Origin of the sequence: Pseudomonas sp. P9_2 (genome assembly GCF_034008255.1) — a bacterium.
GTDB lineage: Bacteria > Pseudomonadota > Gammaproteobacteria > Pseudomonadales > Pseudomonadaceae > Aquipseudomonas > Aquipseudomonas synxantha_A.
On sequence record NZ_CP125376.1, the window covers coordinates 3,808,599 to 3,832,528 of the forward strand.

At 61.2% G+C, this 23,930-nt stretch carries 19 protein-coding genes and 1 pseudogene; 8 read left to right on the forward strand and 12 right to left on the reverse strand.

What is annotated here, in order from left to right:
• Positions 1-30: 30 nt before the first annotated feature.
• From QMK52_RS17125 to QMK52_RS17160, 8 genes are all read right to left on the reverse strand, one after another.
• The gene (locus tag QMK52_RS17125) at positions 31-771 is read right to left on the reverse strand and encodes a molecular chaperone (RefSeq protein WP_320403117.1); all 741 of its coding nucleotides are present in this window, start codon (positions 769-771) and stop codon (positions 31-33) included.
• A 75-nt stretch (positions 772-846) separates the two neighbouring features.
• Positions 847-1,449: a fimbrial protein gene (locus QMK52_RS17130; RefSeq protein ID WP_003192447.1), complete on the reverse strand. Its 603-nt coding sequence runs from the start codon at positions 1,447-1,449 to the stop codon at positions 847-849.
• Positions 1,450-1,646: 197 nt separating this feature from the next.
• On the reverse strand, positions 1,647-2,294 hold the full coding sequence (locus QMK52_RS17135; protein WP_005789595.1) for a response regulator: 648 nt from the start codon (positions 2,292-2,294) through the stop codon (positions 1,647-1,649).
• A 23-nt stretch (positions 2,295-2,317) separates the two neighbouring features.
• On the reverse strand, positions 2,318-5,491 hold the full coding sequence (locus QMK52_RS17140; protein ID WP_320403118.1) for a hybrid sensor histidine kinase/response regulator: 3,174 nt from the start codon (positions 5,489-5,491) through the stop codon (positions 2,318-2,320).
• A gap of 70 nt (positions 5,492-5,561) precedes the next feature.
• Positions 5,562-6,755: an EAL domain-containing protein gene (locus QMK52_RS17145; RefSeq protein WP_122733818.1), complete on the reverse strand. Its 1,194-nt coding sequence runs from the start codon at positions 6,753-6,755 to the stop codon at positions 5,562-5,564.
• A complete protein-coding gene (locus QMK52_RS17150; protein WP_122733817.1) occupies positions 6,742-9,534 on the reverse strand; it encodes an ATP-binding protein in 2,793 nt (930 codons plus the stop codon). Before QMK52_RS17150 ends, QMK52_RS17145 begins: the two co-directional genes overlap by 14 nt.
• Before the next feature lie 57 nt (positions 9,535-9,591).
• A complete protein-coding gene (locus QMK52_RS17155) occupies positions 9,592-10,575 on the reverse strand; it encodes a fimbrial protein (RefSeq protein ID WP_005789588.1) in 984 nt (327 codons plus the stop codon).
• Between the two features lie 23 nt (positions 10,576-10,598).
• Positions 10,599-11,288, reverse strand: coding sequence for a molecular chaperone (locus QMK52_RS17160; RefSeq protein WP_194438730.1), 690 nt, complete (start codon positions 11,286-11,288; stop codon positions 10,599-10,601).
• 198 nt (positions 11,289-11,486) lie between these two features.
• Here QMK52_RS17160 and QMK52_RS17165 point away from each other — a divergent pair, with 198 nt between their 5' ends.
• Complete coding sequence (locus QMK52_RS17165) at positions 11,487-12,008, forward strand: hypothetical protein (RefSeq protein WP_005789584.1); 522 nt, start codon at positions 11,487-11,489, stop codon at positions 12,006-12,008.
• 15 nt (positions 12,009-12,023) lie between these two features.
• Here QMK52_RS17165 and QMK52_RS17170 read toward each other — a convergent pair whose 3' ends face one another.
• Positions 12,024-13,229 (reverse strand): DUF1835 domain-containing protein, encoded by a 1,206-nt coding sequence (locus QMK52_RS17170; protein WP_320403119.1) that lies wholly within the window; start codon positions 13,227-13,229, stop codon positions 12,024-12,026.
• 295 nt (positions 13,230-13,524) lie between these two features.
• Positions 13,525-14,601 (reverse strand): aldo/keto reductase, encoded by a 1,077-nt coding sequence (locus QMK52_RS17175; protein WP_320403120.1) that lies wholly within the window; start codon positions 14,599-14,601, stop codon positions 13,525-13,527.
• Between the two features lie 215 nt (positions 14,602-14,816).
• On the opposite strand from QMK52_RS17175, the gene QMK52_RS17180 reads away from it, so the two are divergent.
• The 5 genes from QMK52_RS17180 (at position 14,817) to QMK52_RS17200 (ending at position 18,986) form a co-directional block, all read left to right on the forward strand.
• Positions 14,817-15,449, forward strand: a complete 633-nt coding sequence (locus tag QMK52_RS17180) for a glutathione S-transferase (RefSeq protein ID WP_320403121.1) — start codon at positions 14,817-14,819, stop codon at positions 15,447-15,449.
• A 16-nt stretch (positions 15,450-15,465) separates the two neighbouring features.
• Positions 15,466-16,386 carry a LysR family transcriptional regulator gene (locus QMK52_RS17185; RefSeq protein WP_320403122.1) on the forward strand — a complete coding sequence of 307 codons (921 nt, stop codon included), beginning with the start codon at positions 15,466-15,468 and terminating at the stop codon, positions 16,384-16,386.
• Positions 16,386-17,270, forward strand: a complete 885-nt coding sequence (locus QMK52_RS17190; protein WP_005789571.1) for a LysR family transcriptional regulator — start codon at positions 16,386-16,388, stop codon at positions 17,268-17,270. Before QMK52_RS17185 ends, QMK52_RS17190 begins: the two co-directional genes overlap by 1 nt.
• 79 nt (positions 17,271-17,349) lie before the next feature.
• Entirely contained in the window at positions 17,350-18,282 is a 933-nt protein-coding gene (locus QMK52_RS17195; protein ID WP_320403123.1) for a pyridoxamine 5'-phosphate oxidase family protein, read from the forward strand.
• Between the two features lie 299 nt (positions 18,283-18,581).
• On the forward strand, positions 18,582-18,986 hold the full coding sequence (locus QMK52_RS17200) for a RidA family protein (RefSeq protein WP_005789567.1): 405 nt from the start codon (positions 18,582-18,584) through the stop codon (positions 18,984-18,986).
• Between the two features lie 122 nt (positions 18,987-19,108).
• Here the strand turns inward: QMK52_RS17200 and QMK52_RS17205 are convergent, their stop codons facing one another.
• On the reverse strand, positions 19,109-20,596 hold the full coding sequence (locus QMK52_RS17205) for an aldehyde dehydrogenase family protein (protein WP_320403124.1): 1,488 nt from the start codon (positions 20,594-20,596) through the stop codon (positions 19,109-19,111).
• A 235-nt stretch (positions 20,597-20,831) separates the two neighbouring features.
• Here QMK52_RS17205 and QMK52_RS17210 point away from each other — a divergent pair, with 235 nt between their 5' ends.
• Both QMK52_RS17210 and QMK52_RS17215 read left to right on the forward strand, forming a co-directional pair.
• Positions 20,832-22,001 (forward strand): p-hydroxyphenylacetate 3-hydroxylase oxygenase component, encoded by a 1,170-nt coding sequence (locus QMK52_RS17210; protein ID WP_320403125.1) that lies wholly within the window; start codon positions 20,832-20,834, stop codon positions 21,999-22,001.
• 58 nt (positions 22,002-22,059) lie between these two features.
• A pseudogene (locus QMK52_RS17215) lies at positions 22,060-22,533 on the forward strand (flavin reductase family protein); the annotation flags it as partial.
• Positions 22,534-22,565: 32 nt separating this feature from the next.
• Here QMK52_RS17215 and QMK52_RS17220 read toward each other — a convergent pair.
• Positions 22,566-23,888: a hypothetical protein gene (locus tag QMK52_RS17220; RefSeq protein WP_320403126.1), complete on the reverse strand. Its 1,323-nt coding sequence runs from the start codon at positions 23,886-23,888 to the stop codon at positions 22,566-22,568.
• Positions 23,889-23,930 lie beyond the last annotated feature (42 nt).

Genomic DNA, 23,930 nt, shown 5'->3' on the forward strand with positions numbered 1-23,930 from the left:
CGTAGTGAGCCTGTGGGTTAGCGAAAGTGCTTAGGGGTTGAGGCGCGATTCAGTCGCATGCGCCGGTAGCGCAGTGCCGCTGGACAGCGGCGCGCTGTAGTGATTCTGCGCGCCGTAGTCATTGATGCTGGAAAACGACAACTGCACCGGCCCGCTGGCAACTGGAGCACTGAGCGCAAACTGTTTTTGCTCGCCTGGCGCAATCATGGTGGAGTCGCTGGCCAATACCGCCTGCACTTTGATGTCGGCCATGGACACGTGGTACAGCGTCGGGTTTTTCACCTGCAACAGGGTTTGGCTGCCGTGTTTGACCAGCGTCCATTCAAGCTGCGCAGGGGCTTGCAGCGCGCTGCCGGTAAGGCCGGCAGGGCGGTAAAAAATCTTGATGCGTTGGCGGATGGCCAACTGCAAGGTGTTCTCGGCTTCGCTGGCCTTGGGGATTTCCTGCACATTGAGCCACACCACCGACTCGCGGTCCGTGGGCATGCCGGTGCCTTCATACAGAATGCGCAGCAGTTGTTGTTCCTTGGCAAATACCCGTGCCAGTGGCGGGGTGACGGCAAACGGCGCGCGGCTGGCGCTGGCGTCGTTCATGTCGACCCAGGATTGAATCAATACATCCTGGTTACCGTTACGCACGGTAATGTTGGCTTCCTTGTGGTCACCGTCAAACACGATACGGGTGGCATTCAATGAAATGCTGGCGGCGGCCTGGGTAGCCATGAGCAAGCCCAGCAGCCCCAGGTATGCGGCGATAGAACGAGGCGGCATGAGGGTTATCCGGTGTAATCAGAAGACAATGGCGAGGCCGCAAGGCCTCGCGCGTTTGGTGCCCGGGGCGCCGAATTATTCGTATTGCAGGATGAACGGCAGGGTGGCGTCACCGCGACCGGCGGTCGACGAACCAGCCGCTGCGGTAGTGACGTAGGCGGCCGCGAAGCTCAGGGTGGCGTCGCCGCCTTCAGTACCGGCACCGTGCATGGTGCTTTCAATGCGTGCGGTGCTTGGCGAGCTGAGGTCAATCAGACCGCCCTTGCTGTCGAGCAGGGCAATACCGACGTTTTGTGCAGTGGCCGAACCCGGGTTCAGGGCCAGTACTTTTTTGCCGGTGACCAGGCCCGAACCGCCGTTGTTGGCGTCAAAGATCATGGCGACCTTGGTACCCTGGTTGCAGTTGACGTTCAGGTTGAAGTCTTTGGCGGTCACACGACCTGCGGTTGGGTTTTCCGCGGTGCCCATGTCCTTGATCGAAACGTTGCCCATGTCCACCGAAATGGTGCGGTCGGAGTTGGCGCCGTCCACCGAGCATGCGTCGTTGTTGATCACGCCGGTGAAGGTGATTTTACCGCTGCCGCCCAGGGTTGGCGTAGGAGCAGGATCCACGGCAAATGCACTGCCGGAAGCGGCGATAATGGCCGAGGCGATCACAGCCAGGGAAAACTTCTTCATGATGATGTCCGTAAGTGTTAGTTGAAAAGTTTGCTGTTGTTGAACTGCGAGCAAAGAGTAGGCGACGAGGCGGCGGGAGCGAATAAGACGATTCTTATAAGCGCTGGCGTGGGCAGGTTATTTGTGCTGTTGCAGCGGTGAAAGGCTTGAAAATAAAGGGCAAAGCCATTGTCCAGGAATGGCTTGCAAGTTATGCGTTAGTTGAAGATGTTACGTTCCAGGCAATAAGCAAGTAGATCCTGGTCGCTGCTCACTTCAAGTTTGCGCATGGCCGATATCTTTTGTGCGCTGATGGTCTTTGAACTTCGGTTCTGGCGGCGCGCAATATCACTCACGCTCATGCCGGAAATAAACAGGCGCAGGATCTCGAACTCTTTGGGCGACAAACTGGTAAAGCGCTCGTCAATTGCCGTGAGGGTCTCTATCACCGAGGTCTTTGGCGGCTCCAGGCTGCGATAGTCGCTGTCCTGGGCGATCGCCTTGAGTGCCAGTTGAATCTCGGTATGCAACTGGCTTTTCTGGATGATGCCGACCACGCCCAGCTCTTGCAGACGGGTGAGGATCAGGTGGTTGGAGATCATGGTCAGGATCAGGATCTGTACCTGCGGGAAATGCCTTTTCAGGTACTCCACCAGCTTCAGGCCGTCGCCATAGGGCGAGTCGCCCGGCATGTTGTAGTCGGTGATCACGATGTCAGCGCCTTGGTGTTGCAACAGCTTGATCAGGCCGGCCGAGCACACGGCCTCGCCGACGACTTGAAAGCGCATATCACGCTCTACCAGTTCGCGAACGCCGAGCAACACGATCGGGTGATCGTCCGCGATTACCACGTTGAATTTTTTCATAAAGGGCCGTCCGTAGTGCCAGTTCAAGTGAGTGAAGAGTGCCCGGGCTGGAGAGTCTCCAGAACGGCCGACAGACGCTGCATCACAGTCTTCACCTTGAGCTCAAGCGTTGTGTCGAGGCTGCCGCGGTCAAGTGCGCTTTCCAGTTCGATGCAGGCCTGGGCCAGGCTGAGTGCCTGCACTGCGCCCAGGGCGCCAGCGATCGAGTGCAGCAATTGGCCGAGGCCGCGGGCATCACGCTGGACCAGGGCCACGCCGATGCGCTGCACATCCTGCTGCACGCTGCTGATGAACAGCGGGCGCATCTTGTCCGACAGTTGCACGCGGTCGTCGAATACCTGGGCGTCAGGCTCAACCGGCGACTTGATCTTGCACAGTTTGATCAACTGGTCGCGCAGGGTCTGCAGGCTCAAGGGCTTGACGATCCAGGCGTTCATGCCCACTGCCAGGCAACGTACGCCTTCCTCGCGCATTGCATTGGCGGTCACGCCGACAATCGGCAACAGGGGGTCATGCTCACGCAAGGTTCTGGCCAGTTCATAGCCATTCATCAACGGCATATTCACGTCGGTCAGCACCAGGTCGAAGGCCTCCGGTTGCCATAACTGCAACGCCTGTTCACCGTTGGCGGCCAGGCTCACCGAGCAACCGAGCGCCTCCAGTTGCTCCTTGATGATCGCCTGGTTGACCGGGTTGTCCTCGGCTACCAGGATGCGCAGCTCCAGGCGCCCGGCGCTTTGTGGCAGGGTCGCCGCGGGTTGCTCGTGCCTGCCGTGCTGCGCCAGTGATACGGTGGCGGCGATGGTGCGTATGTCGTGCATATCCACCACCCAGCCTTGCGCCGTGTGCAGCGGCGGGCTGTGCGCACCGGGCAGGCAGAGCACACGTTGGCCGGCCCATGGCTTGGGGGGCTCGCCGGGTAACAGATCTACCAGTACCGCGTGGTGACTGTCTTTGTCCTGGGTGGTCGCGGCCAGGGCGGCGGTGATGCCCAGGCGGTTGAGCCAGTCACTCATTGCCTGCGCCAGTTCGCGTACCGGTGCCTGCACGTACACCGGCGTCGGGCTGGGTTCGATCAGCGGCAGGTTGGTCAGTGCGCCACAACACAGTGGCAAGCGCATTTTCAGGGTAAAGCTGCTGCCCAGCCCGGGCTCGCTGACCACGCGGATTTCGCCGTCCATCATCTGCGCCAGCCACCGGCAGATCGGCAGGCCCAGCCCGGTGCCGCCTGCGCTGGCGGTGTCCGGTGCCTGGTAGAACAGATCGAAGAGCTTGGCCTGCTGCGCCTCGGCAATGCCCACGCCGGAATCGGTGACTTGCCATTCCAGGTCGACATTATTGGCGTCGCTGCCCACCACCCTGGCACGAATCACCACGCACCCAAAGTCGGTGAACTTGATGGCGTTGCTCACCAGGTTATTGAGGACCTGGCGGATGCGCATCGGGTCGCCCATCAGGCAGCTCGGCAACTGCGGGTCGATGCAACTGTAAAGCTGCAACCCTTTGCGCCGGGCGAAGGCGGCGTAGGTGTGCAAGGTGTCTTCGAGCATGTCCAACGGGCAGAAATCCACGGCTTCTATCGCCATTTGCCCGGACTCGATCTTCGAGACATCCAGCACATCGCTGATCAGTTGGAACAGCGTGGCGGACGAGCGCTGGATGGTGTGCAGGTAGGTTTTCTGGTGCGGGTCGAGGTCGGTCAGGCCGAGCAATTCGAGGGTGCCGAGCACACCATACAGCGGCGTGCGGATCTCATGGCTCATGGTTGCCAGGAACAGCGTCTTGGCCTCGCTGGCCGAATCGGCGGCATGACGTGCCTCTTCCAGGGCCTGGGCGTCTTCGATGTGTCGGGTGATATCGTTGAATGCATACAGGCGTACGTCCTGAGCCTGATAACGGGTCGACACAAAGCCGATCTGCAGGTGCCGGCCTTCGATCTCCAAGTGCGTCTCACCGCTCTCGGCGCCATCGTGCTTACCGGCCATAGCCTGCACCAGGCGTGAGGTGCCCGGCCATTGCTGGGCGCGCTGGTTTTCGATCAATACCTTGCCATCGCTGCGTCGCACCACGCATAACCCAGTGGGGGCGGTGTCGATGATCACGCGGCTGAACGCCACGCTTTCGGCGATGCGTTCGTGGGCCAGTTGTGCCGGGGTGATCACTTGGCGTCGATACCATCGGCTGCCGGCCCAACCCAGTGTAATCAGGCTGAACAGCAGCAACGCCATGGTGCTCAACGGCCACAATGCGGAGTGAAAGAAGTGCGAATAGTTCAGGCCATAGACCGCGCTCCAGGGCTGATCGCCTGCCTCGGTGACCTTGAATTCAAAGCCGTCGGCCGTGAAATGCACACCATCGCTGAGCTGCGCCTGGGTGGTTGGCCCAATCAACCGGTTGCCGTCAGGGCCAATCAGGGTAAAGCGGTCAAACGCCGAGTGATTCAGCGCGCGCTGTACATCGTCGACCTGCGACACGTCGAGCAGGGTGCCGATCACGGCCTGGCCCTGGGCGTCGAGTGGCAGGCCGATGTAGGCCAGCAAATGCTCGGGTTCGGGGCCGGCCTGCCAATACACCCGATTCTGCTCCAGCGGCTGCGGCGTCTGTGCAAGGATTTGCTGCACGGCGTTGACCCGCGCCACCGGGTTGTCGGTATCCTCGGGGCTTTCCCGGTGCCGGTAGCCCACGGACGGAATGGTGATGGTGTAGTTGGTCTGGCGATTGAGCACAAAGGTTTGCGGTGCCTCGTACGGCGACGAGGACCAGAAGGCGCTGTAGTAGCTGGTCAAGTGCGCACCCAGGGCAAAAATCGGCGGCCTGGCGGCGGTGCTGATCTGCTGTTCATCGAACTTGACGCTGAATGGCACCGAAAACGAATACTTCTGGCCTTCGTACAGTGTGCGGCGGTTGTCGACCATGCGGCTTTTAAGGCTGACCTGCACGTGGGTGGCGCGCAGCAGTTCGGCCTGGATGCCGGGGTGTGTCAGGCTCTTGAGGTAGGTTTGCTGTTCTGCGAGGTTTTCCATCAGTCGCGCAAAGTGAAAGCGCATCGCGCTGTAGCGCACTTCGACGCCTCGGTGCAGCGACCAGTAATTGGTCAGCATCAGCAGCAACGCGACTCCCATCAACACCATCAAGCCTTTGTTCAGGCGCAATGAGCTGCGGGTAAAGGCTTCGAGAATCGCGTTATTGTGCTTCATCAAGGTTTTCCGCAGGCGCAGGATAAATCGGCACAGGATGGAGCTTACTCCCTGGAATCGCGGCCGCCAGCTAGTGAGATGTCGCGGGGCCATCATTGTTCAGTAGTTGCTGAAATTGGTCCGAAGACACGGCGTGAGAGATCAGGAAACCCTGCACCTGATTGCAGTCGATTTTGCGCAGCAGCGCCAATTGCTGCGGGGTTTCCACGCCCTCGGCGACCACCGTCAGACCCAACTTGCGGCCCAGCGCGATAATGCTCGCCAATGCCTGGGCGATGCCTTCGTTGTCGTGACTGCCCTGCACCAGTGCCTGGTCGATCTTCAGTTCGGTAAAGGGCGTGGACACCAGATTGAGGTAGGAGCTGTAGCCCTTGCCGAAATCATCCTGGGACAAACCGAACCCCTTGATCCGCAATCGGCAGGCGCCGGCGTAGAAGTTGCTGATGTCCTGCGGCACCGAACACTCCATCAACTCAAAGCAGATCATGCCCGGGATACCATTGTGGTGCAGCACGAACTCCAGCAAACGGTCTGCCAGGTCATGGCTGTTGAGCAAGTGGGTCGGCAGGTTGATCGACACTGGAATTTCATAGCCGCGCTGGCGCCAGTGTTCCTGGGCGTGGATCGCTTGCTTGAGCACCAGCCACAACAGCCGCTCCTCCAGTTCGAACGCCTTGATCGCCGGCAGGAACGCGGCGGGCAGCATCACGCCTTGCTCGGGGTGCATCCAGCGCACCAGGGCTTCGGCGGCGACGATACGGCCGTTGGCCAGGGATTTTTTCGGCTGGAACCAGGCCTGGAATTGGCCGCTGCTCATGGCCTGCACCAGCGTGTGACGGTCGATGTCCATGTGCTCGGGAAGTTCGGGGGCAGGCTTGCGCACCCTGTTTCTGAGCTGGTCGATCAGAGTGCGCAAGGCCTCGGCGTTTACGGGTTTGGAGATCAACCCGATCACTTCCACATCGAGGTTTTTCGCCACCAGGCTGGCTCCCATCAACATGCGCCGTGACGCCGCACTCATGATTGCCAACGCCGGTTTGCAGCGCAGGCTGGCCAGGCACTGGATAAACTGCACGCCGTCCATGCCGGGCATCAGCAGGTCGGTCAGTACCAGGTCGAAGTCCCGCTGGCGCAGGCGCTCCAGCGCTTCTTTGCCATCCTCGGCGGTTTCGAGCAGGAAATCTCCCAACTCGCTGAGCAGGTTCTGCAGGTAGATATGCTGCAGGGGATGGTCCTCGACAATCAGAATACTAAGGGGCTTCATGGGGGATCCGTGCATAAGGCGCCAGGGAGTTGAATAGAGCCCGCAACGCAAAGGGTTTGACCAGGCAATGGTTCATGCCGGCTGCCAGGCACAGGTCGGCCTCGCCGCGCATGGCGTTGGCGGTGGCCCCGATAATCGGCAATGTGCAGCCCTGTCGACGCAGTTCACGCGCCAGTTCATAGCCGTTGATATGGGGCATGTTCACATCCGTCAGCACCACGTCGAATTTGCCGGCGGTGTAGAGCTGCAGCGCTTGCTGACCGTCGGCCGCCAGCTCCACGGTGCAGCCGAGTTCTTCGAGTTGATCACGCAAAATCAGCTGATTGATGATGTTGTCCTCGGCCACCAGCAGGTGCAGGTTGAGTTTGTTCAGGTCCCGCCGGTGCGTTTGCTCATCGGCGCGGGCCACCCATAGCCCTTGCGCCTGGCTCACAGCCTGATGAATAGCCCCCAGGTGGTTGAGGTTGACGTGCCAGGCGCCGGCTTCTGCACAGGGGCAGGCGTTGCTGCTCACGTGAATCACCGGCCCGGGCCACTCGGGCACCAGCAACGGGTCGACGCTGCCGGGGTGCACTTGCAACAGCAGATGCGTGTCCGCCAGCGTCGGCAAGCCGGCCTGGGCCCTGGCGCCCCAACGGCGCAACCAGCCGGCGATCGCGTTTGCCAGTTCCGGGATCGGCGAGGCCACGTAAATGGTCTCGGCCAGCAACGGTGTCATCGGTGCAACAGATGCTTCTTCCAACGGCAGGATCAGGCTGAAACTGCTGCCCAGGCCGAGTTCGCTGACCATGCGGATATTGCCGTTCATCAACTCCGTCAGGCGCTGGCAGATCGGCAGGCCCAGGCCGGTGCCGGCGACCACATTGGTATTGCCTTCACTCTGGTAAAACGGCTCGAAGATCATCGCCTGGTCTTCCTGGGCGATACCTTTGCCGGTGTCCGAGACTTGCCACAACAGACTGGAGCGTTCCCCGTCGCGGCCCAGTACTTTGACCCGCAGCACCACGCGCCCATAGTCGGTAAATTTCACCGCGTTATTGAGCAGGTTATTGAGAATCTGGCGGATGCGCGTTACGTCGCCGATCAGGCGTTCCGGCAGCTTGGGATCGAAGCAGGCATACAGCTGCAGGCCCTTGGCGTGGGCGGCTGCGGCGTAGCCCTGGATGATTTCATGCACAAGGTCCAGCGGTGAGAACTCGCCCATCTCCAGTGCCAGCTGCCCGGCCTCGATCTTCGATACGTCCAGCACATCGCAGATCAGTTGCAGCAAGGTCGACGATGAGCCTTCGATCGCCTGCAGGTAGTCCTTTTGTTGCGCATCCAGTTGCGTGCGCGCCAAGAGTTCCAGGGTGCCGAGCACGCCATACAGCGGTGTACGGATTTCATGACTCATGGTCGCCAGGAACAGGGTTTTCGCGGCATTAGCTGCGTCCGCCGATTGCCGCGCCTCTTCCAGCGCCGCCTCGACCTGCTTGCGCGCACTGATGTCACTGAAGGCGCAAAACAGCACGTCTTCGCCTTTGTAGCGGGTCGGTGCACTGCTCAGGTACAGGTGACGGCCGTCGATGGTTTCAAAGTAGTCACTGCGCTCGGAAGGGCCGCTGGCAAAGGCTTGCTCGATCCAGCCGGCGCGCAGCGCCTCGCGCTCCGGTCCGTTACCCAGCCATTGCTGGGCCAGGGTGTTTTCCAGTACCACCTGGCCGTCGGTGCGGCGCAGCACGCAGAGGGCCACGGGAGCGGTCTGGATCACATCGCGGCCGAAGGCTTCGCTTTCGATCAACGCCTGGATGCGATGGATCGACGGAATGATGAAACGCTGGTCGACGCGGCGCATCACCAGCCAGATGATTGTCAGGCTGAACAGGCAGAACAGCAGCGAACCGAGCAGCTGTTTCCACAGGCCGGTGACCACCGCACGCAGGTCGATGGAGTACATCAACTGCCACTCGGAGGACTTCAGGTGTTTGCGAATCACCAGGTGGTCGGGTAGCCACCCGCTGCCGACAAAACCGAAAAAACTGTCTTCGCCGGGCCTCAGGTGTTGCTGGCTCAACTGTGTATCGGTGCTGTTGGTGAACACCAGCATGCCCTGGGAATTGAGCATCATGAACTCACCGGCGCTCTGGTCGCTGAGTGTCGATGAGACTTCACGGCTATCCATCTCCAGGCCGAGCCAGCCGGAGTCGCGATCACGCTCGTCCAGGCGGATGAAGATATACAGGTGCGAGTGCTGTTCAGTCCGGTCGCTCAGCCAAAGTTCGTTAAGCGTGGCCGGGTCGGTGTGCTGCAGGGCCTTGAGGCGGTTGAGCATGCATTTGGAAATCGGCAATACCTGCGGGGTGGCGTCGTAAAGGCGCATCACTTGCGGGGTGGGGCCGGCGTTGACATAGAGCAGGTTAAGCTGTTTGGCCTTGAGGTAGTCGCGCATGCGTGCGGTCAGCCAGATGCTCCACTGGTTGCCCGATGTGTCGCCCAATTCCAGGTGTTGTTCTTCGGCCGAGGACGGATAGACCCTGGACTGCTTGCGCACTGCCGACAGGCTCAGGCTTTCGAGCAGGGCTTGGCGGTTGGTGAAAAAGGTATGGGCTTCGGCAATGGCGCTGCTCATGTAGCCGCGGCGCTGGGAGATGTCGTTGTTGAAGGTCGACAGCAAAAAGGTATAGACCCCGCTGAGGATGCCTACCAGCAGCACAGTCGCAAAAATACGAAGCAGCCTTCTGGCTGCTTCGGGTCGGGAGAGGACGGGGTTGATCTGGAGCAGATAACTTTTCAATCGCATCGGCAGACTTTACGTCTCGGCCTTTGCCGGTGGCATAAGACGATCCTTAAAAATCACCTACTTGTAGTACATATCCACCACTACGGCAGCGTCGAACGCTCCGGGAATCGGTAGGGTGCGCCACTTGAGGTCGGCGCGGAATTCATCATGGCTCTGGCCCAGGCCCATCAGTTCCTGCAGCGTGAACCAATTATTGAAGGGCAGTTGCTGCTGGCTCTCGGCGCGAGACAGCGAGATGCCGACTGAGCTGTTGTTGTCCGGCACCAGCAGGCCATTGTTCACACTGCCGCCGCCCGGCGTGGTGGCGAAGCGTGCGCTGACGGTATAGGGCGTGTCGCAGCCCTTGCGCAGGTTCAGGCTGAAGTTCGCGCTGCTGGCGACTTCACCGATCGCGGCCTTGCGCGAAGGTGTGGGGAAGTTGACCACGCTGGGGCTGATGGTCAGTTCGGGAGTGCAAGGCACGAAGCGGATATCGTTCATGCCGGTGACCACATAATTGAAGTTGCTGTTGGGTCGTGAGTTGAGCCCGCGCACGCCGTCCAGTTGGAATACGCGGTAAGAGGTCAGCGTGCTGGCCTGGCCGCTCGGTGGCGTGGGGTCGTACTTCTCGATGAACACGCTGAAATTGAGGGTGAAGCGCGCCTTGTCCCAGCCCACGCAGTTGGACAAATTGCAGCCTCGGTCGGAGAAGAAACCGGTACCGACCTTACCGGTGCTTTGGGTAATCGGTTGGTTGTTATAGCGAATGCCCACGCGAATCCCGGTGCCGATACTCACGCTGGCCGGGTTGACGTAGAAATACACTTCCTCACGGCCGTGGAGGTAGTCGTCCTTGCAGATGACATTGGTCGAGCGCGGGCCGGATTCCCAAATGATGGTGCCGTTGGGTGCGTCGGCGGCGACGGCCAGCGCCGTGCCCAGCGCTTCCTGGGTGATGATCGAGTTGGTGCCGTCCTCGCGGCAGGCCAGTGCGTAGCTGGTGGCGGGCAAGACCGCGCAGGTCAACACCAGAAGCGGTAAACAGCGTTTGGTCAGTGACATCGGTTCAAATACCCCGTGATTTATCAGTTGAGCGCCGTGCTATGACGGGCTTGCAAACCGATATCGGTGATTTCGGTGAAGTGGAGAGTGGCGCCCTTGGGCACAGCGTCGAGCGCGGTCAGGGTTTTGCGTTCATGGGGCTTGAGCAGCAGGTAATCGCTGAGCGTCTGGCTGTCGGTTCGCAGGTTGACCAGCGACAGGTGGAAGGCGCTGGGGTTGTTGACGGTTACCGTGCGCCCGTTGCCGCTCCATACCAATTGCTGCACCGCCTCGGCCGAGCCGCCCTGGAGTGCTGGGGGGCGATAGAACAGCTTGAGCCGCTGGCGGATCGCGAACTGCACGCTGTTGGGGTCTTCGGGCTTGAGCGGGATTTCCATGATATTGAGCCAGAACAGCGATTCACGATCGCTGGGCAAGCCCTCACCGGCATACAGGATGCGCAGCTTGTGATGTTCCCCGGCGCCCAGTTGTACCAATGGCTCGGTGGCGGCAAAGGGCACGGTGCGGTCGGCTGATTCGTCCTCGCCGGTGATCCAGGTTTGCACCACCACTTCCCGCGAGGCCTGGTTGACCACGCTGATACCGGCGGCCTTGTCCTGGCCGAAATAGATCAGGCGGGTGCCTTCAATCTTCAGCGCCGCATCGGCAGGCGGGGGCGCAAGCACCAGCAGGCCGCAGGCGAGCAGCACCATTCTGAGTAGAAACATGAACACGGCAATTCCATGGTCGGGTAAGGGAACGCAGCCCATGGTAGATAGCGAGTGGCGCGAAGGCTTTGAGGCGATTCTTAAAAGTACGGTGTGCCCCGGATTGCCGTTTCAGAATCGCCTTAAAGTCAGGGTTCACCCCTGACGGTTACTTTGCTCAGCGTTGAATGATCGACGCGGATGCCCAACTGTCAGGTTTACCCTATGTCCAATAAAGCGTTACGCCTTCTGATTGCCGATGCAGAGCTTTTGCAACGGATCAAGATCGAGAAAATGCTCAACCAGCTGGGCTATCACCGCATTGCGCCGTTGAGTTCGTTCGACGAGTTGCAGGCACTGACACGCTCGGGCGTTGTGGCGTTTGACCTGCTGATCATCAACACTGCGCTAGTGCACTCGCGGCAGGTCAACCTGCTCAAGTACTGCCATGACAACCCGTTGATCCGCCACACGCTGATCTATGACGGGCAATGTGCGCAGCGCTCTGTGGTGTCGGTCTCGGTCAGCCAGACCCTGCACCTGTCGTTGTCACAGTCACCAGACTTCACCTCCCTGCGTCGCTGCATGGAAATCGTCGATCCGGCACACAGTTCTCCGACCGCTGAGTGGCCCATGCTGCGCGCCGTGGACGGCCGGTCGCCCCAGCCTTCGATGAGCCCGCGGGCGGTCTACCAGGGCGACCCGACTGTGGTGGCATGTGCCGTGGGGTTGTTTCCCAAGCGCTGATCGTATCGCGTAGCATCAGTCAAGCCAGACGGGCTGATCAGCAAGGCCCAGTGCCCAATGAGCTTGCCGTGGCCGCAGGCACACACCGCCGACCCAACGCTCATGGCTGGCGTGGTCCAGCCAGCAGGCGTCGCCGTCCAGCACCTGCTGCGCCAGTGGCGTCAACGCCAATACGCGGCGCGGCCACTCCACGCCCGTTTCGGACTCGATCAGCAGCGGCGCCGCCCCATCAATCAATGGGCGCAGCAGCGCATGGAACATCATGTCGCCCAGGAAAGGCAGCGGCTCGCGCTTGGCCATCAACTCGGCAAACACCCGGCCGAAAGGCACAGGCCCGGCCTCGGCGATATACCTCAGGGACAAACGTTCAGTCAGCGACAAACCGTCCTCGATACCCGGCAACTCCTGTAGCTGGCGCTGTAACGCCGGCGCCAGAAAAGGCAGGGCAGGGTGATTGCCACGGGCCAGTTCCGCGAGCTTGAGCGGTGAGCTGTCGCAGTAAGCCGACCAGGCCCGTTTGGCCAATTGCACTGCGTCGTCGTCGATCAAGCGCCGCTGCGGCCAGAGCCAGGCCAGCACATCGGGGGCCAATTGGCCTATGCCGATAAATCGCTCGACTCCGGGAATGCGGCCGGCCTCAATCAGCTCCAGCTTGCGCGGCGCCTGTTCAAGGCCGGCCAGGGCGCGCACCAGAAACAATTGATCGTAGGCGTCCGCCTCGCACCACAGCACACTGTGATCGGCGTTGGTCAAGGCTTGTAGTTGGTTGTATTCATCGTTGACGCGATGCGCGACTTCAGTGGGGTCAAGGGCAAAGGCCTGACTGATAAAGGTACTGCGCATCGCGCGGAACGCTTCGCTGGGCAGTTCACGCACTGGCCCCATGCACAACGGGTCGGTGAGCATCCGGAACTGGCCCTTGAACCCGGCCAGTTGCAGGCTGTGGGCAATATCGTTGCCACACCGCCAATGGGTGGTACGGGATTCATCGCTGGCCTCGAAACCAGGGTGGCGGGCGGCAAAGTCGATGGCGTCGACGTGGGCCTTGAGCTTGGGCCAACTGGCGAAGCCCAGCTGTTTGGCGACCTGCCATTGCGCCTGGGACAAGGTTGCGCTGGGGTCTTGGCTTTTCAGGCGCGACAACAGTTCCTTGGCGCGCTTGCGCTGCTGCTCAAGGTTGAGGCGGCCGTCGGTGTTTGAGGCTAAAGGGCGTTGCGACATACGATCTCCTTGCACAAACCTTTTCCGCTTCAAGGTTGGGAGTCGTAGAAATGAGGTAGAGCTGGGATGTCCTGGGCGCAGCCCTTTCCGCGGAAGGTGGCGTAGAGAGCGCCAGGCGGCAAATATAGGCAGCATTGCTATTCGGTGCAACCCGAAAATGTGGGCGCGGGCTTAAGGTTCTTTGTAGGCGCGAGCTTGCTTGCGAAAAACGCACAGGCGCCACGTTTAATCAGGAACCACGCGTTATCGATGACGTCTTTCGCGAGCAAGCTCGCTCCCACATTCAGGGCTGTGTTTACTTGTTCTTGCGCGCATCCATGGTCTTCTGGTGCTCGGCCAGGAACGGCTGTTCCGCAGGATCAAAACGATCAATCCCGGCCGTAAAGCGATGCCAATAGGGATACAACGGCTGACGCCGGGTGACCGCCTCGATGCGTGACGATTGTTCCTCGGTCAGCTTCAGTTCAGTCGCGGCAAGGTTATCGCGCAGGTGCTCTTCGGTACGCGCTCCGACGATCAGCGAGGTGATCCCCGGCCGATCCTTGAGCCAGGCCAGGCAGGTACGGGCGACCGAGACGCCATGCTCATCACCGACGGCGGCAAGGGTTTCGATAATGTCCAGGGCACGCTCCTGGTCATGCACATAGGGTTCCGGCCAGCCGCTGCCCTGGCGGGTATTGGCCGGCGGCTTGTGCCCGCGTCGGGTCGAGCCGGTCAGCAAGCCTTCGCCCATCGGGCCCCATACCAAAGTACCGACGTGCTGGTCCAAGGCCAACGGCAGCAATTCGTACTCGGCTTCACGGGATTCCGGGGTGTAGTAGATCTGCTGGGTGATGGGCTTGAGCATGCCGTGCAGTTCAGCCTTGCCCAGGGTTTTCATCATCTGCCAGGCCGTGAAGTTGCTGGTGCCGAAGTAGCGGATCTTGCCCGAACCGACCAACAGGCGCAGGGCTTCGAGAGTCTCTTCGATCGGCGTCATGCCGTCCCAGTTATGCAGTTGGTACAGGTCGATATGGTCAGTGCCCAAGCGCTTCAAACTGGCTTCGCAGGCGCGAATCAGGTGATAGCGCGATGAGCCGGAATTGTTCGGGTTCTGGTCCACCGGGCTGCGGCCCTTGGTAGCCAGCAGGATATCGTTGCGCTTGTCACCCAGCGCCTTGCCGACTACCTCCTCGGCCAGGCCGTGGGAGTAGAGGTCAGCGGTGTCAATCATATTCACCCCGGCATCGAACGCGATATCGAACATGCGCCTGGCCAGGGGCACGTCCACCGCGCCGCATTTTTCGAACTCCGCACGACCGCCAAAGGGCACGGTGCCCAGGATGATTTCCGATACCAGCAGGCCGGAATGACCCAGTTGTCGGTATTGCATGTCGCCTCCTACTTAACGTTGCACGTGAAGGTGTGAACGATAGGAAGGACGATAGTTTGAATTTTTTTCATGAAATTGCGACGCCGGCGCCGAGAATTTTGGACAGGTGATTGTTTCGCCCAATGAAATGCTGGATTGTAAATTCTGGTCATTCCGCCGACTGAGGCGGCAGTGGAATATGCCTGGCGTCGATACCCATTCTTTTGGAGCCTTTCATGACCCAGCCTGCGATCAAACTTTATGGTTTTCCATTGTCCGGCCACTCCCATCGGGTCGAGCTGATGTTGTCCCTGCTGGGCTTGCCCAATGAATTTATCCTGGTGGACCTCAAGCAAGGTGCGCATAAAACGCCCGAATTCATTGCTAATCTCAACCGCTTCGGCCAGGTACCGGTGATCGATGACGGCGGTACTGTCTTGGCCGACTCCAATGCGATTTTGGTCTACCTTGCCAGTACCTATGGCAAAGGGCAGTGGTTGCCAAGCGAGCCCATCGGGCAAGCGCGGGTCCAACGCTGGCTGTCGGCCGCCGCCGGTCAACTCCATGCGGGGCCCGCCACGGCGCGCTTGGCCACGGTGTTTGGCGCCGAGGTGGACACTGTCAGCGCGATCAACCGTGCCCATGCCTTGCTTAACGTGATGGAGCAGCAGCTGGGCGAGAGCCGTTTTCTGGCTGGTGATCAGCCAAGCATTGCCGATATCGCGTTCTACACCTACGTGGCCCATGCGCCGGAAGGCAACGTGTCGCTGGCCGACTACCCTGAGGTGCGTGCCTGGCTTGCCAGTATCGAAGCCTTGCCGGGGTTTATCGCTATGCCGCGCACGGCGGTGGGGCTGCAATCACAGTAACGATCAAGGGATGCCGATGGACCGATTTCATGAAATGCAGGTGTTCCTGGCGGTGGCCGAGGAGGAGGGGTTTGCGGCTGCTGCACGCCGCCTGAAGACCTCGCCACCCAGCGTGACCCGCGCCATTGCCGCTATGGAACAGCGCATCGGTACGCAACTGCTGGCACGCACCACGCGCAGCCTGCACCTGACCGATGCCGGCCAGCGTTACCTGGAAGATTGCCGGCGCATCCTCGCCGAACTGGAAGAGGCCGAGGAAGCGGCAGCGGGCAGTTACTCCATCCCCGGCGGTCACCTGACAGTGACCGCACCGGTGCTGTTTGGCGAGCTGTATGTGGCGCCTGTGCTGGGGGAGTACCTGGACCAGTTCCCCCTGGTGAACATCAGTGCCTTGCTGGTCGACCGTGTGGTCAATATGGCCGATGAAGGCGTCGATGTAGCGGTGCGTATCGGCCATCTGCACGAACCCGGGCAGCAGGCGGTCAAGGTCGGTGAAGTGCGCCGGGTGGTGTGCGCATCGCCGGCTTATCTGGACCAACATGGGCGCCCGCAGCGGCCTGAGCAATTGCGAGAAGCCAGGATCGTCACCTCATCGTCCAGCCAACTGGTCAGTGAATGGACGTTCGTCGACGCCGGGCGGCCGCTCAAGGTAGCCATTGAGCCGCGCCTGAGCGTTACGGCGAACAATGCCGCAATCAACCTGGCGCGCCTGGGCTGGGGCATGACCCGGGTGCTGTCCTATCAGGTGGCGGCAGCGGTGGCGGCGGGTGAGCTGGATCTGGTGCTGGAGGCTTTCGAACCGGCACCGCTGCCGATCCACGTGGTGTTCCAGCAAAACGGCCGCATACCGGCCAAGGTCAATACCTTTGTGGATTTCTTAAGCCATCGCCTCGGGCAGGACCCGGCCCTGAACCCGGCGACGAAGCGGCGCACCTGATGGAGCGCTTTCGCGATATGCAGCTGTTTGTCGCGCTGGCCGGGCAACCCAGCCTGGCGTCGGCGGCACGCCGTGCCCAGGTCTCCGGCCCGACCCTGGTACGTGCGGTTGCGCGCCTGGAGGCACGCCTGCGGGTGGTGTTGCTGCAGCGCAGCACACGCGGGGTCAACCTCACCGATGCAGGCCAGGCTTATCTTGCCGACTGTGTACGCCTGCTGGCAGCGGTGGATGCGGCCGAAGCCTCGGCCAACGGCGCCCATGTGCACGCCCAGGGCAACCTGCGGATATGCCTGCCGTTGTTGTTCAGTCGCTATGTCATGGCGCCATTGCTGGCCGGCTACATGGATCGCTACCCGGCGGTGCGTGTCACTGCTAACTACCACGACTATTACCCCAACCTGCACGAAGAGGGGTTTGACGTGGCGGTGTGGGTGGGTGAGCTGCCCAACTCGTCGCTGATTGCACGGCAGGTCGGCCAGGTGCGCACCCTGCTGTGCGCCAGCCCCACGTATTTGGCGGCCAAAGGCGAGCCCCGGCATCCGGCCGACCTCAAGCAACATCATCTGATTGCCAGCGCCGAAGCGCTGCGATGGGATTTCCTGCATTACACCCTCAACGCCCGCGCCCGCCTCAGTTGCGCCACGGTCCAAGGCGCGATCAATGCGGCGGTGCAGGGCGCGGGGGTGATTCGTTGCCTCAGTTATCCGGTTCATGATCACCTCATAAATGGCCAACTGCGTCGTGTCTTGCCGGCCTTTGAAATGCCGCCGCTGCCGGTGCATGTGATCTACCGCGAAGGCCGCCATGCGCCGATGCGCGTGCGCAGTTTTGTCGACTACTGCGTCACCGCGTTGCGCGAACATCCGGCATTTCAGTTGGCGTAATAGTGGATTGCCCAGGGTGGGCATTCTCTGCAGGGTTGGGTAGGCGCAGCATTCGGTTATCAAACCAGAGGTGATCGCCATGAATACGATCGAACAATCCCCTTGGCATGTCGGCGAACGGCAATTGCAGGAAAGTGCAGGCGTCGCCGAACGCATGGCCATGATTGGGCCGAAGGTCATTCGTGATTATTTGCCCGAGCAGCATCGTGATTTTTATCCGTTGTTGCCTTACCTCATTCTGGGTGTGGTGGACGAACAGGGTATCCCCTGGGCGACCATGCTGGAGGGCGCGCCAGGGTTTGCCCATTCACCGGATCCACAGGCGCTGCAAATCGACAGCCTGCCCGCCAGAAGCGACCCGGCCTGGGCTGGCATCACTCATGGCGCGTCCGTTGGCCTGCTCGGCATCGATCTCGGCACCCGGCGTCGCAACCGCATGAACGGTCGGATCGGAGCGCTGGATCATGACGGCTTTGCGGTGAACGTGGTGCACACCTTCGGCAACTGCCCCAAGTACATCCAACTGCGGCCCGTCGCTGGGGTTGCGCGCAAACCTGGCGATACAGCCGAGCGCAGCACCAGCCTGGACGCCGCCGCACAAGCGCTGATCAGCAACGCCGACACCTTCTTCGTCGCCAGCTACGTGGACCAGCACGGCGAACGCGCGGTGGACGTTTCCCATCGCGGCGGCAACACGGGGTTTGTGCGGGTGGAAGGCAACGTGCTGACCATTCCCGATTTTGCCGGCAACCTGTTCTTCAACACCCTCGGTAACCTGCACGCCAACCCGGTAGCGGGGTTGCTGTTTGTGGATTTTGAGACGGGCGACGTGCTGCAAGTGGCGGGGCGTACATCGTTGATTCTCAGCGGGCCGCCAGTGGCCGAGTTTGAGGGCGCGCAGCGCTTGTGGACGGTGACGGTGGAGCACGTGGTCCGCCGTCCGGCAGCCTTGGCACTGCGCTGGCAGTTCGCAGAGTTTTCACCGCACAGCCTGACGATGGGCACCTGGTAGCCTGGCCCGCGCTCCCAGGCACAGCTACCTCACTGATGCAGTGAGATCAAAATGTGGGAGGGGCGGTGCGACGATTCGACTTGCCCCCGATGGCGGTGGGTCAGTCACAGATGTATTGATTGACACTACCTCATCGGGAGCAAGCCCCCTCCCACATAGGAACGTCATTGCTTGTTGAATTTGCGTTTATTCATCAGGCCAGCGCTTCATCCATGAACATGTTGCTGGATGTTGAACCGTCAGTGTGGGCAGTTTCTCTGGGTTAGCCTTGTCTTCCTACTGACAAACAAGGATTGGTCATGCAACGAAAGGTTATTAATCCCACGACGGTATTCAACTCCCTGCAATACGGTTTCAGCCAGGCCATGGAAGTGCCGGATGGTCGGCGGATCATGCTTTCCGGGCAGGTGGGCGTGGATGCTCAAGAGCGCACGGTGGGCCCAGGCATTGCCGAGCAGACGGCCACGGCATTGGACAATGTCGAAAAAGTGCTGGCCGAGGTGGGGGGCGATCTGTCCCATGTGATCATGCTGCGGTTGTATATCGTCGAAACTGCACGAGATCAGCAGGAGCCGATTGCTGAGGCTCTGCGTCAGCGCTTCGCACACAACCCGCCGCCGTCTTCGTGGATTATGGTCAGTGGGTTGTCGTTGCCGGAATGGTTGATCGAGGTGGAGGCAGAGGCGGTGGTTCCGTTCAGTTAGGCGAGTGCTTTTTTGAAAGCAGCAAGTAGTGGCTGACAAAGACAGCTATCTCACTGATGCAATGCGATCCAAATGTGGGAGGGGGCGGTGTACACCAAACCAGATGTGCACTACCCCCCCAATCAATACCGAATCATCACCGACTTGAGCTCGGTGTAATCCTCAATAAACGCACTGCCAAACTCCCGCCCAACCCCCGAAGACCGGCACCCACCAAACGGCACTGCCGGGTCGAGCAAGGTGTGCATGTTCACCCACAAGGTGCCTGCCTTGATCGCCGGGATCATGCGCAGGGCCTTGCCCAGGTCGTTGGTCCACAGGCTGGCGCTCAACCCGTAGGGCCCGTGGTTCATCAGCGCCAGCAGTTCTTCTTCGTCATCGTAGGGCAGGAAGGTGGCGATAGGGCCGAAGGTTTCCTCATTGAGCAGGGTGTCGTGCAGGTGGTTGGCGAGGATCACCGTGGGTTCGACGTAGCAACCAGGCCGGTCGATAAGGTGGCCGCCGTGGATGATCGTGTTGTTTTCGGCGCGAGCCTGGTTGAAGTAGCCGAGCAGTTTGTGCTGGTGCTGCTGGTGTGTGACCGGGCCGAATTCGGTGTGTTCGTCCAGCGGTGAGCCGATATTCAGGCGGCCGAGGCGCGTCTTGAGTTTTTCCAGCACGGCGTCGATTTGCGAGCGGTGCACGAAAAAGCGTTCGGCCGCCGCGCAGATTTGCCCCGAATGCAAAAAGCCCGCTTCGATGATGCCGTCCACTGCCTTGTCCACGTCCATATCGGGCAGGAAGCCGGCAGCATTCTTGCCACCCAGTTCCAGGGTTGCACGGGTGAGGCCGGCGCCCATGGCGCTGCGGCCGACGGCGATGCCGGTGGGCACTGAGCCGGTGAATGAAACCTTGTGCGTGCCGGGGTGTTCCACCAGCCCTTTGCCGACATGGCCGCCGCCGGTGAGCACACTGAGCACACCCGCCGGCAGCCCGGCGTCGATGGCCAGTTCAGCGATGCGCAGCAGGGTCAGCGGCGTGAATTCGCTGGGCTTGATAATGATGCTGCAGCCGGTCACCAGCGCCGAGGCGAGTTTCCAGATGGCGATCATGGTCGAGAAATTCCACGGCACGATGCCAACCACCACGCCCACCGGCTCGCGCAGGGTAAAGGCGGTGTAGCGCTCGCCATTGAATGAAGGCAGGGATGGGGTCAGGGTCTGGCCGCTGAGCTTGGTGGCCCAGCCAGCGTAGTAGCGCAGGAAGTGCGCGGCCTGGTCGACCTCGAAAGCGCGGGAAATCTGGATGATCTTGCCCGACTGGCAGGTTTCGATCTGCGCCAGTTCTTCACGGTGCTGTTCCAGCAGGTCGGCCAGTTTCAGCAGCACGTTGCCACGGGTGGCGGGGGCGGCCTGGGACCACAGTTGGAAACCGCGGTTGGCGGACGCGACCGCTGCGTCGATATCGGCCAGGTCAGCATCGGCGACTTCGGCGATCACCTGGCCGTTGGCGGGGTTGGTCACGCTCAGGCTTTCAGTGGCGTGGCTGCGCACGTTGACACCGTCGATAAACACCCCATGGCGGCGACGCAGAAAGGCTTCGACTTGGGGCAGCAGCGGGATATCGCTCATGGCAGGTTCCTGGCAGTTCATAAAGAAAACCCGAGGGTAACCAACGCACCGATAAGCGGCTTGACTGTGCCTGCCAGGTTTTATGCCTGTGCCTGCCGCACCTGTGAAAAGTACAAGTTTGCCTGCCGAATGTGCATTCTCCGCCTGCGTGAGCCGTTCGATACTGGCCCTGCATCCCGTGCCGTTCCGCGATCTGGAGCGCCTGCCGGACTTCCAATAATAAGCAGGGCTGTCCATGAAAAAGCCAAACCCGCTCCTCGAAGACCTCAAGCCCCTCCTGCCGGCCATCGCCGCCAATGCCAGCCGCGCCGAACAGCTGCGCCAAGTGCCGGATGAGAATATCGCCTTGCTCAAAAGCATCGGCCTGCACCGCGCCTTTCAGCCCAAGGCGTACGGCGGACTCGAGCTGTCATTGCCCGAATTCGCCGACTGCATCGCCTTGCTTGCCGGCAGTTGTGCCAGCACCGCCTGGGCCATGAGTTTGTTGTGCACCCACAGCCATCAGCTGGCGCTGTTCTCGGCTCGGTTGCAGGAGGAAATCTGGGGTGCCAACCCGGATGCCACGGCCAGCAGCAGTATTGCGCCGTTTGGTCGGGTCACCGAGGGCGAAGGCGGCGTGTACTTCAGCGGCGAGATGGGCTGGAGCAGCGGCTGCGACCATGGTGAGTGGGCAATTGTCGGCTGCCGCCGCCAGAATGCCGAAGGCACCCAGGATTACTGCTTTGCCGTGCTGCCGCGCAGTGACTATCAGATTCGCGACGACTGGTTCGCTGCCGGCATGAAAGGCAGCGGCACCAAAACCTTGATTATCGACAACGCCTGGGTGCCCGAGCACCGTATCCAGAAGGCCAGGGACATGATGGAGGGCAAGTCCGCAGGCTTTGGCCTCTACCCGGACAGCCAGATTTTCTACGCGCCTTATCGACCGTATTTCGCCAGTGGCTTTTCCACCGTCAGCCTTGGTGTGGCCGAGCGCATGCTCGACGTGTTCCGCGAAAAAACCAAGACCCGGGTGCGCGCCTACACCGGTGCCGCTGTGGGCGCCGCCACCCCGGCGTTGATGCGCCTGGCCGAGTCCACCCATCAGGTGGCCGCCGCCCGGGCGTTCCTGGAGAAGACCTGGCAGGAACACGCCGAGCACAGCGCCGCCCAACGTTACCCGACGCGCCAGACCCTGGCGTTCTGGCGCACCAATCAGGCCTATGCCACCAAAATGTGCATCGAAGCGGTGGATCGCCTGTTCGCCGCCGCGGGTGGCAATGCCTGGTTCGAACATAACGAGATGCAGCGCCTGTTCCGCGATTCCCATATGACAGGCGCCCATGCCTATACCGACTACGACGTGTGCGCGCAGATCCTCGGCCGTGAGCTGATGGGTCTGGAACCCGACCCGAGCATGGTGTAGCCGCGTCTATCACCCATAACAATAAGGGCGGCCACGAGCGGCCACCCGGGAGTCTTGCATGTCTGACGTTTTCGACCCACGGGCCTTTCGCCGCGCCCTCGGCAACTTCGCCACCGGTGTGACGGTGGTCACTGCCGCCACCGCTTCCGGGCGCAAGGTCGGCGTGACCGCCAACAGTTTCAACTCGGTGTCCCTGGACCCACCGCTGGTGCTGTGGAGCATCGACAAGCGCTCCAACAGCCATGCAGTGTTCGAGGAGGCCAGTCATTTTGCGGTGAACGTGCTGGCGGCGGACCAGGTGCATCTGTCCAACAACTTTGCGCGCCCCCGTGAAGACCGCTTCGCCCTGATCAAATACGAGCCGGGGGAGGGCGGCTCGCCGGTGTTCGCCGATTGCTCGGCGCGCTTTCACTGCGAGAAGTACCAGCAGATCGATGGCGGCGATCACTGGATCATGATCGGCAAGGTGGTGGCGTTCGATGACTTCGGCCGTGCGCCGTTGCTCTATCACCAGGGCGCCTACGCCGAGGTCCGGGCGCTGCCTCCCTGCGCGCCCGAGGTGGTTCAGAACGGTACGGCCACCACCAACTGACTGTAGACATTGGTGCCGTTGCCGCCGACCTGGTTGCCGCCGGTGTCGGCCGCTTTATCGGGTTTGTACAGGCCCAGCAGCGGCGTGATGATCAGGTGGTCGTTCACCGCCCATTCGGCGTACAGGTCCAGTTCGCGGCCATCCAGGTTCAACTGGCCACGGGTGCTAACGGTGTTGTAGTCAAAGAACAGTGCGCCGAGGGTGAGGTTGTCCAGCGGCTTGACCTTGAGCGCCACGTGTTGCACCGCTGTGTTGCTGTTGTAGGGGCCGGAATAGTTGCCCGCCACTTCGCCCTGTACCCAGGTGCCATAGCCGCGGTTGAAGCCTGCGAACATGCCGTCCCAGTTTTTTGAATAACGGGCGTACCGGTAGGTCAGGTCCGGCGACCAGGGCAGGTCGGCGAAGGTGTAGCCGGCTTCGGCGTACCCAGCGTTCTGCTGGCTGTCGCGGCGGTCCTGGCGGGCCAGTTCGAAGGCGAAGTGGGCGTTGTTGATGCCGGCACTGCCGGCACCGCGCAGGCTGTAGAGGTTCATGCCTTTGCGCTGGCGTTGCAGGTCGGTAGCGAAACGCTCATCCACGTCGATCCCGTGTATATAGGTGAGCCCCAGGGTGCCCGGGGCGGCGCTGTATTCCAGGGTGCCCGCAGCCATTTCGGTTCTGGCTTGGGCGCGGTTGTCGGACTTGATCCACATCAGGCTGCCATGCACGCCGTCCTTGCCACCCAGGCGAATCACCGCAGTCTTGTCGAAGGCATGGCGCGCGGCAATGTAGTAGGCGCCGCCGCGATTGAACTCGCCGTCGCCTACGCCATTGCCGAGGTTGGGGCCGTCGTCGTTGATGATAAAACCGTCGCCCAGCATGATGACCTGGCGGCCGAACGACAGGTCTACACCGTCTGTGCCCAGTGCCGGGAACAGCTCGCCGGAGCGCCAGCCGGCGAAGGCTTCGTCAAACTTGGTGGTGCGCTCGGTGCCGTTGGTGACCCCGGATGCATCGCCATCCCCCCAGGTGCCGGAACTCACCAGGTTGGCCGTGCCATACACGCCGCCCAGGCTACCCAGGTTTTGCTCGACGCTCAGGCCGTACTTGATAAACGCCTCACGCCAGGTGGAGCCGCCGCGGCGGCCGTCGTAATTTTTCGGACTGTTGAACATCCCATACACAGCGAGGAAGTTTCCCGTGACCTGGGTGTCGGCATCGGCGTACAACTCGACGGCATGAGCTTGCCCGGCCAACAGCGCGACGCCTATGACGACCGCTTGGCGTAGACGGCGGTTTTTCAGTGTGTGCTCCATTGTTATTGTCCCCATCTTGGTTAAGAGTGAGGGCGCATTAGG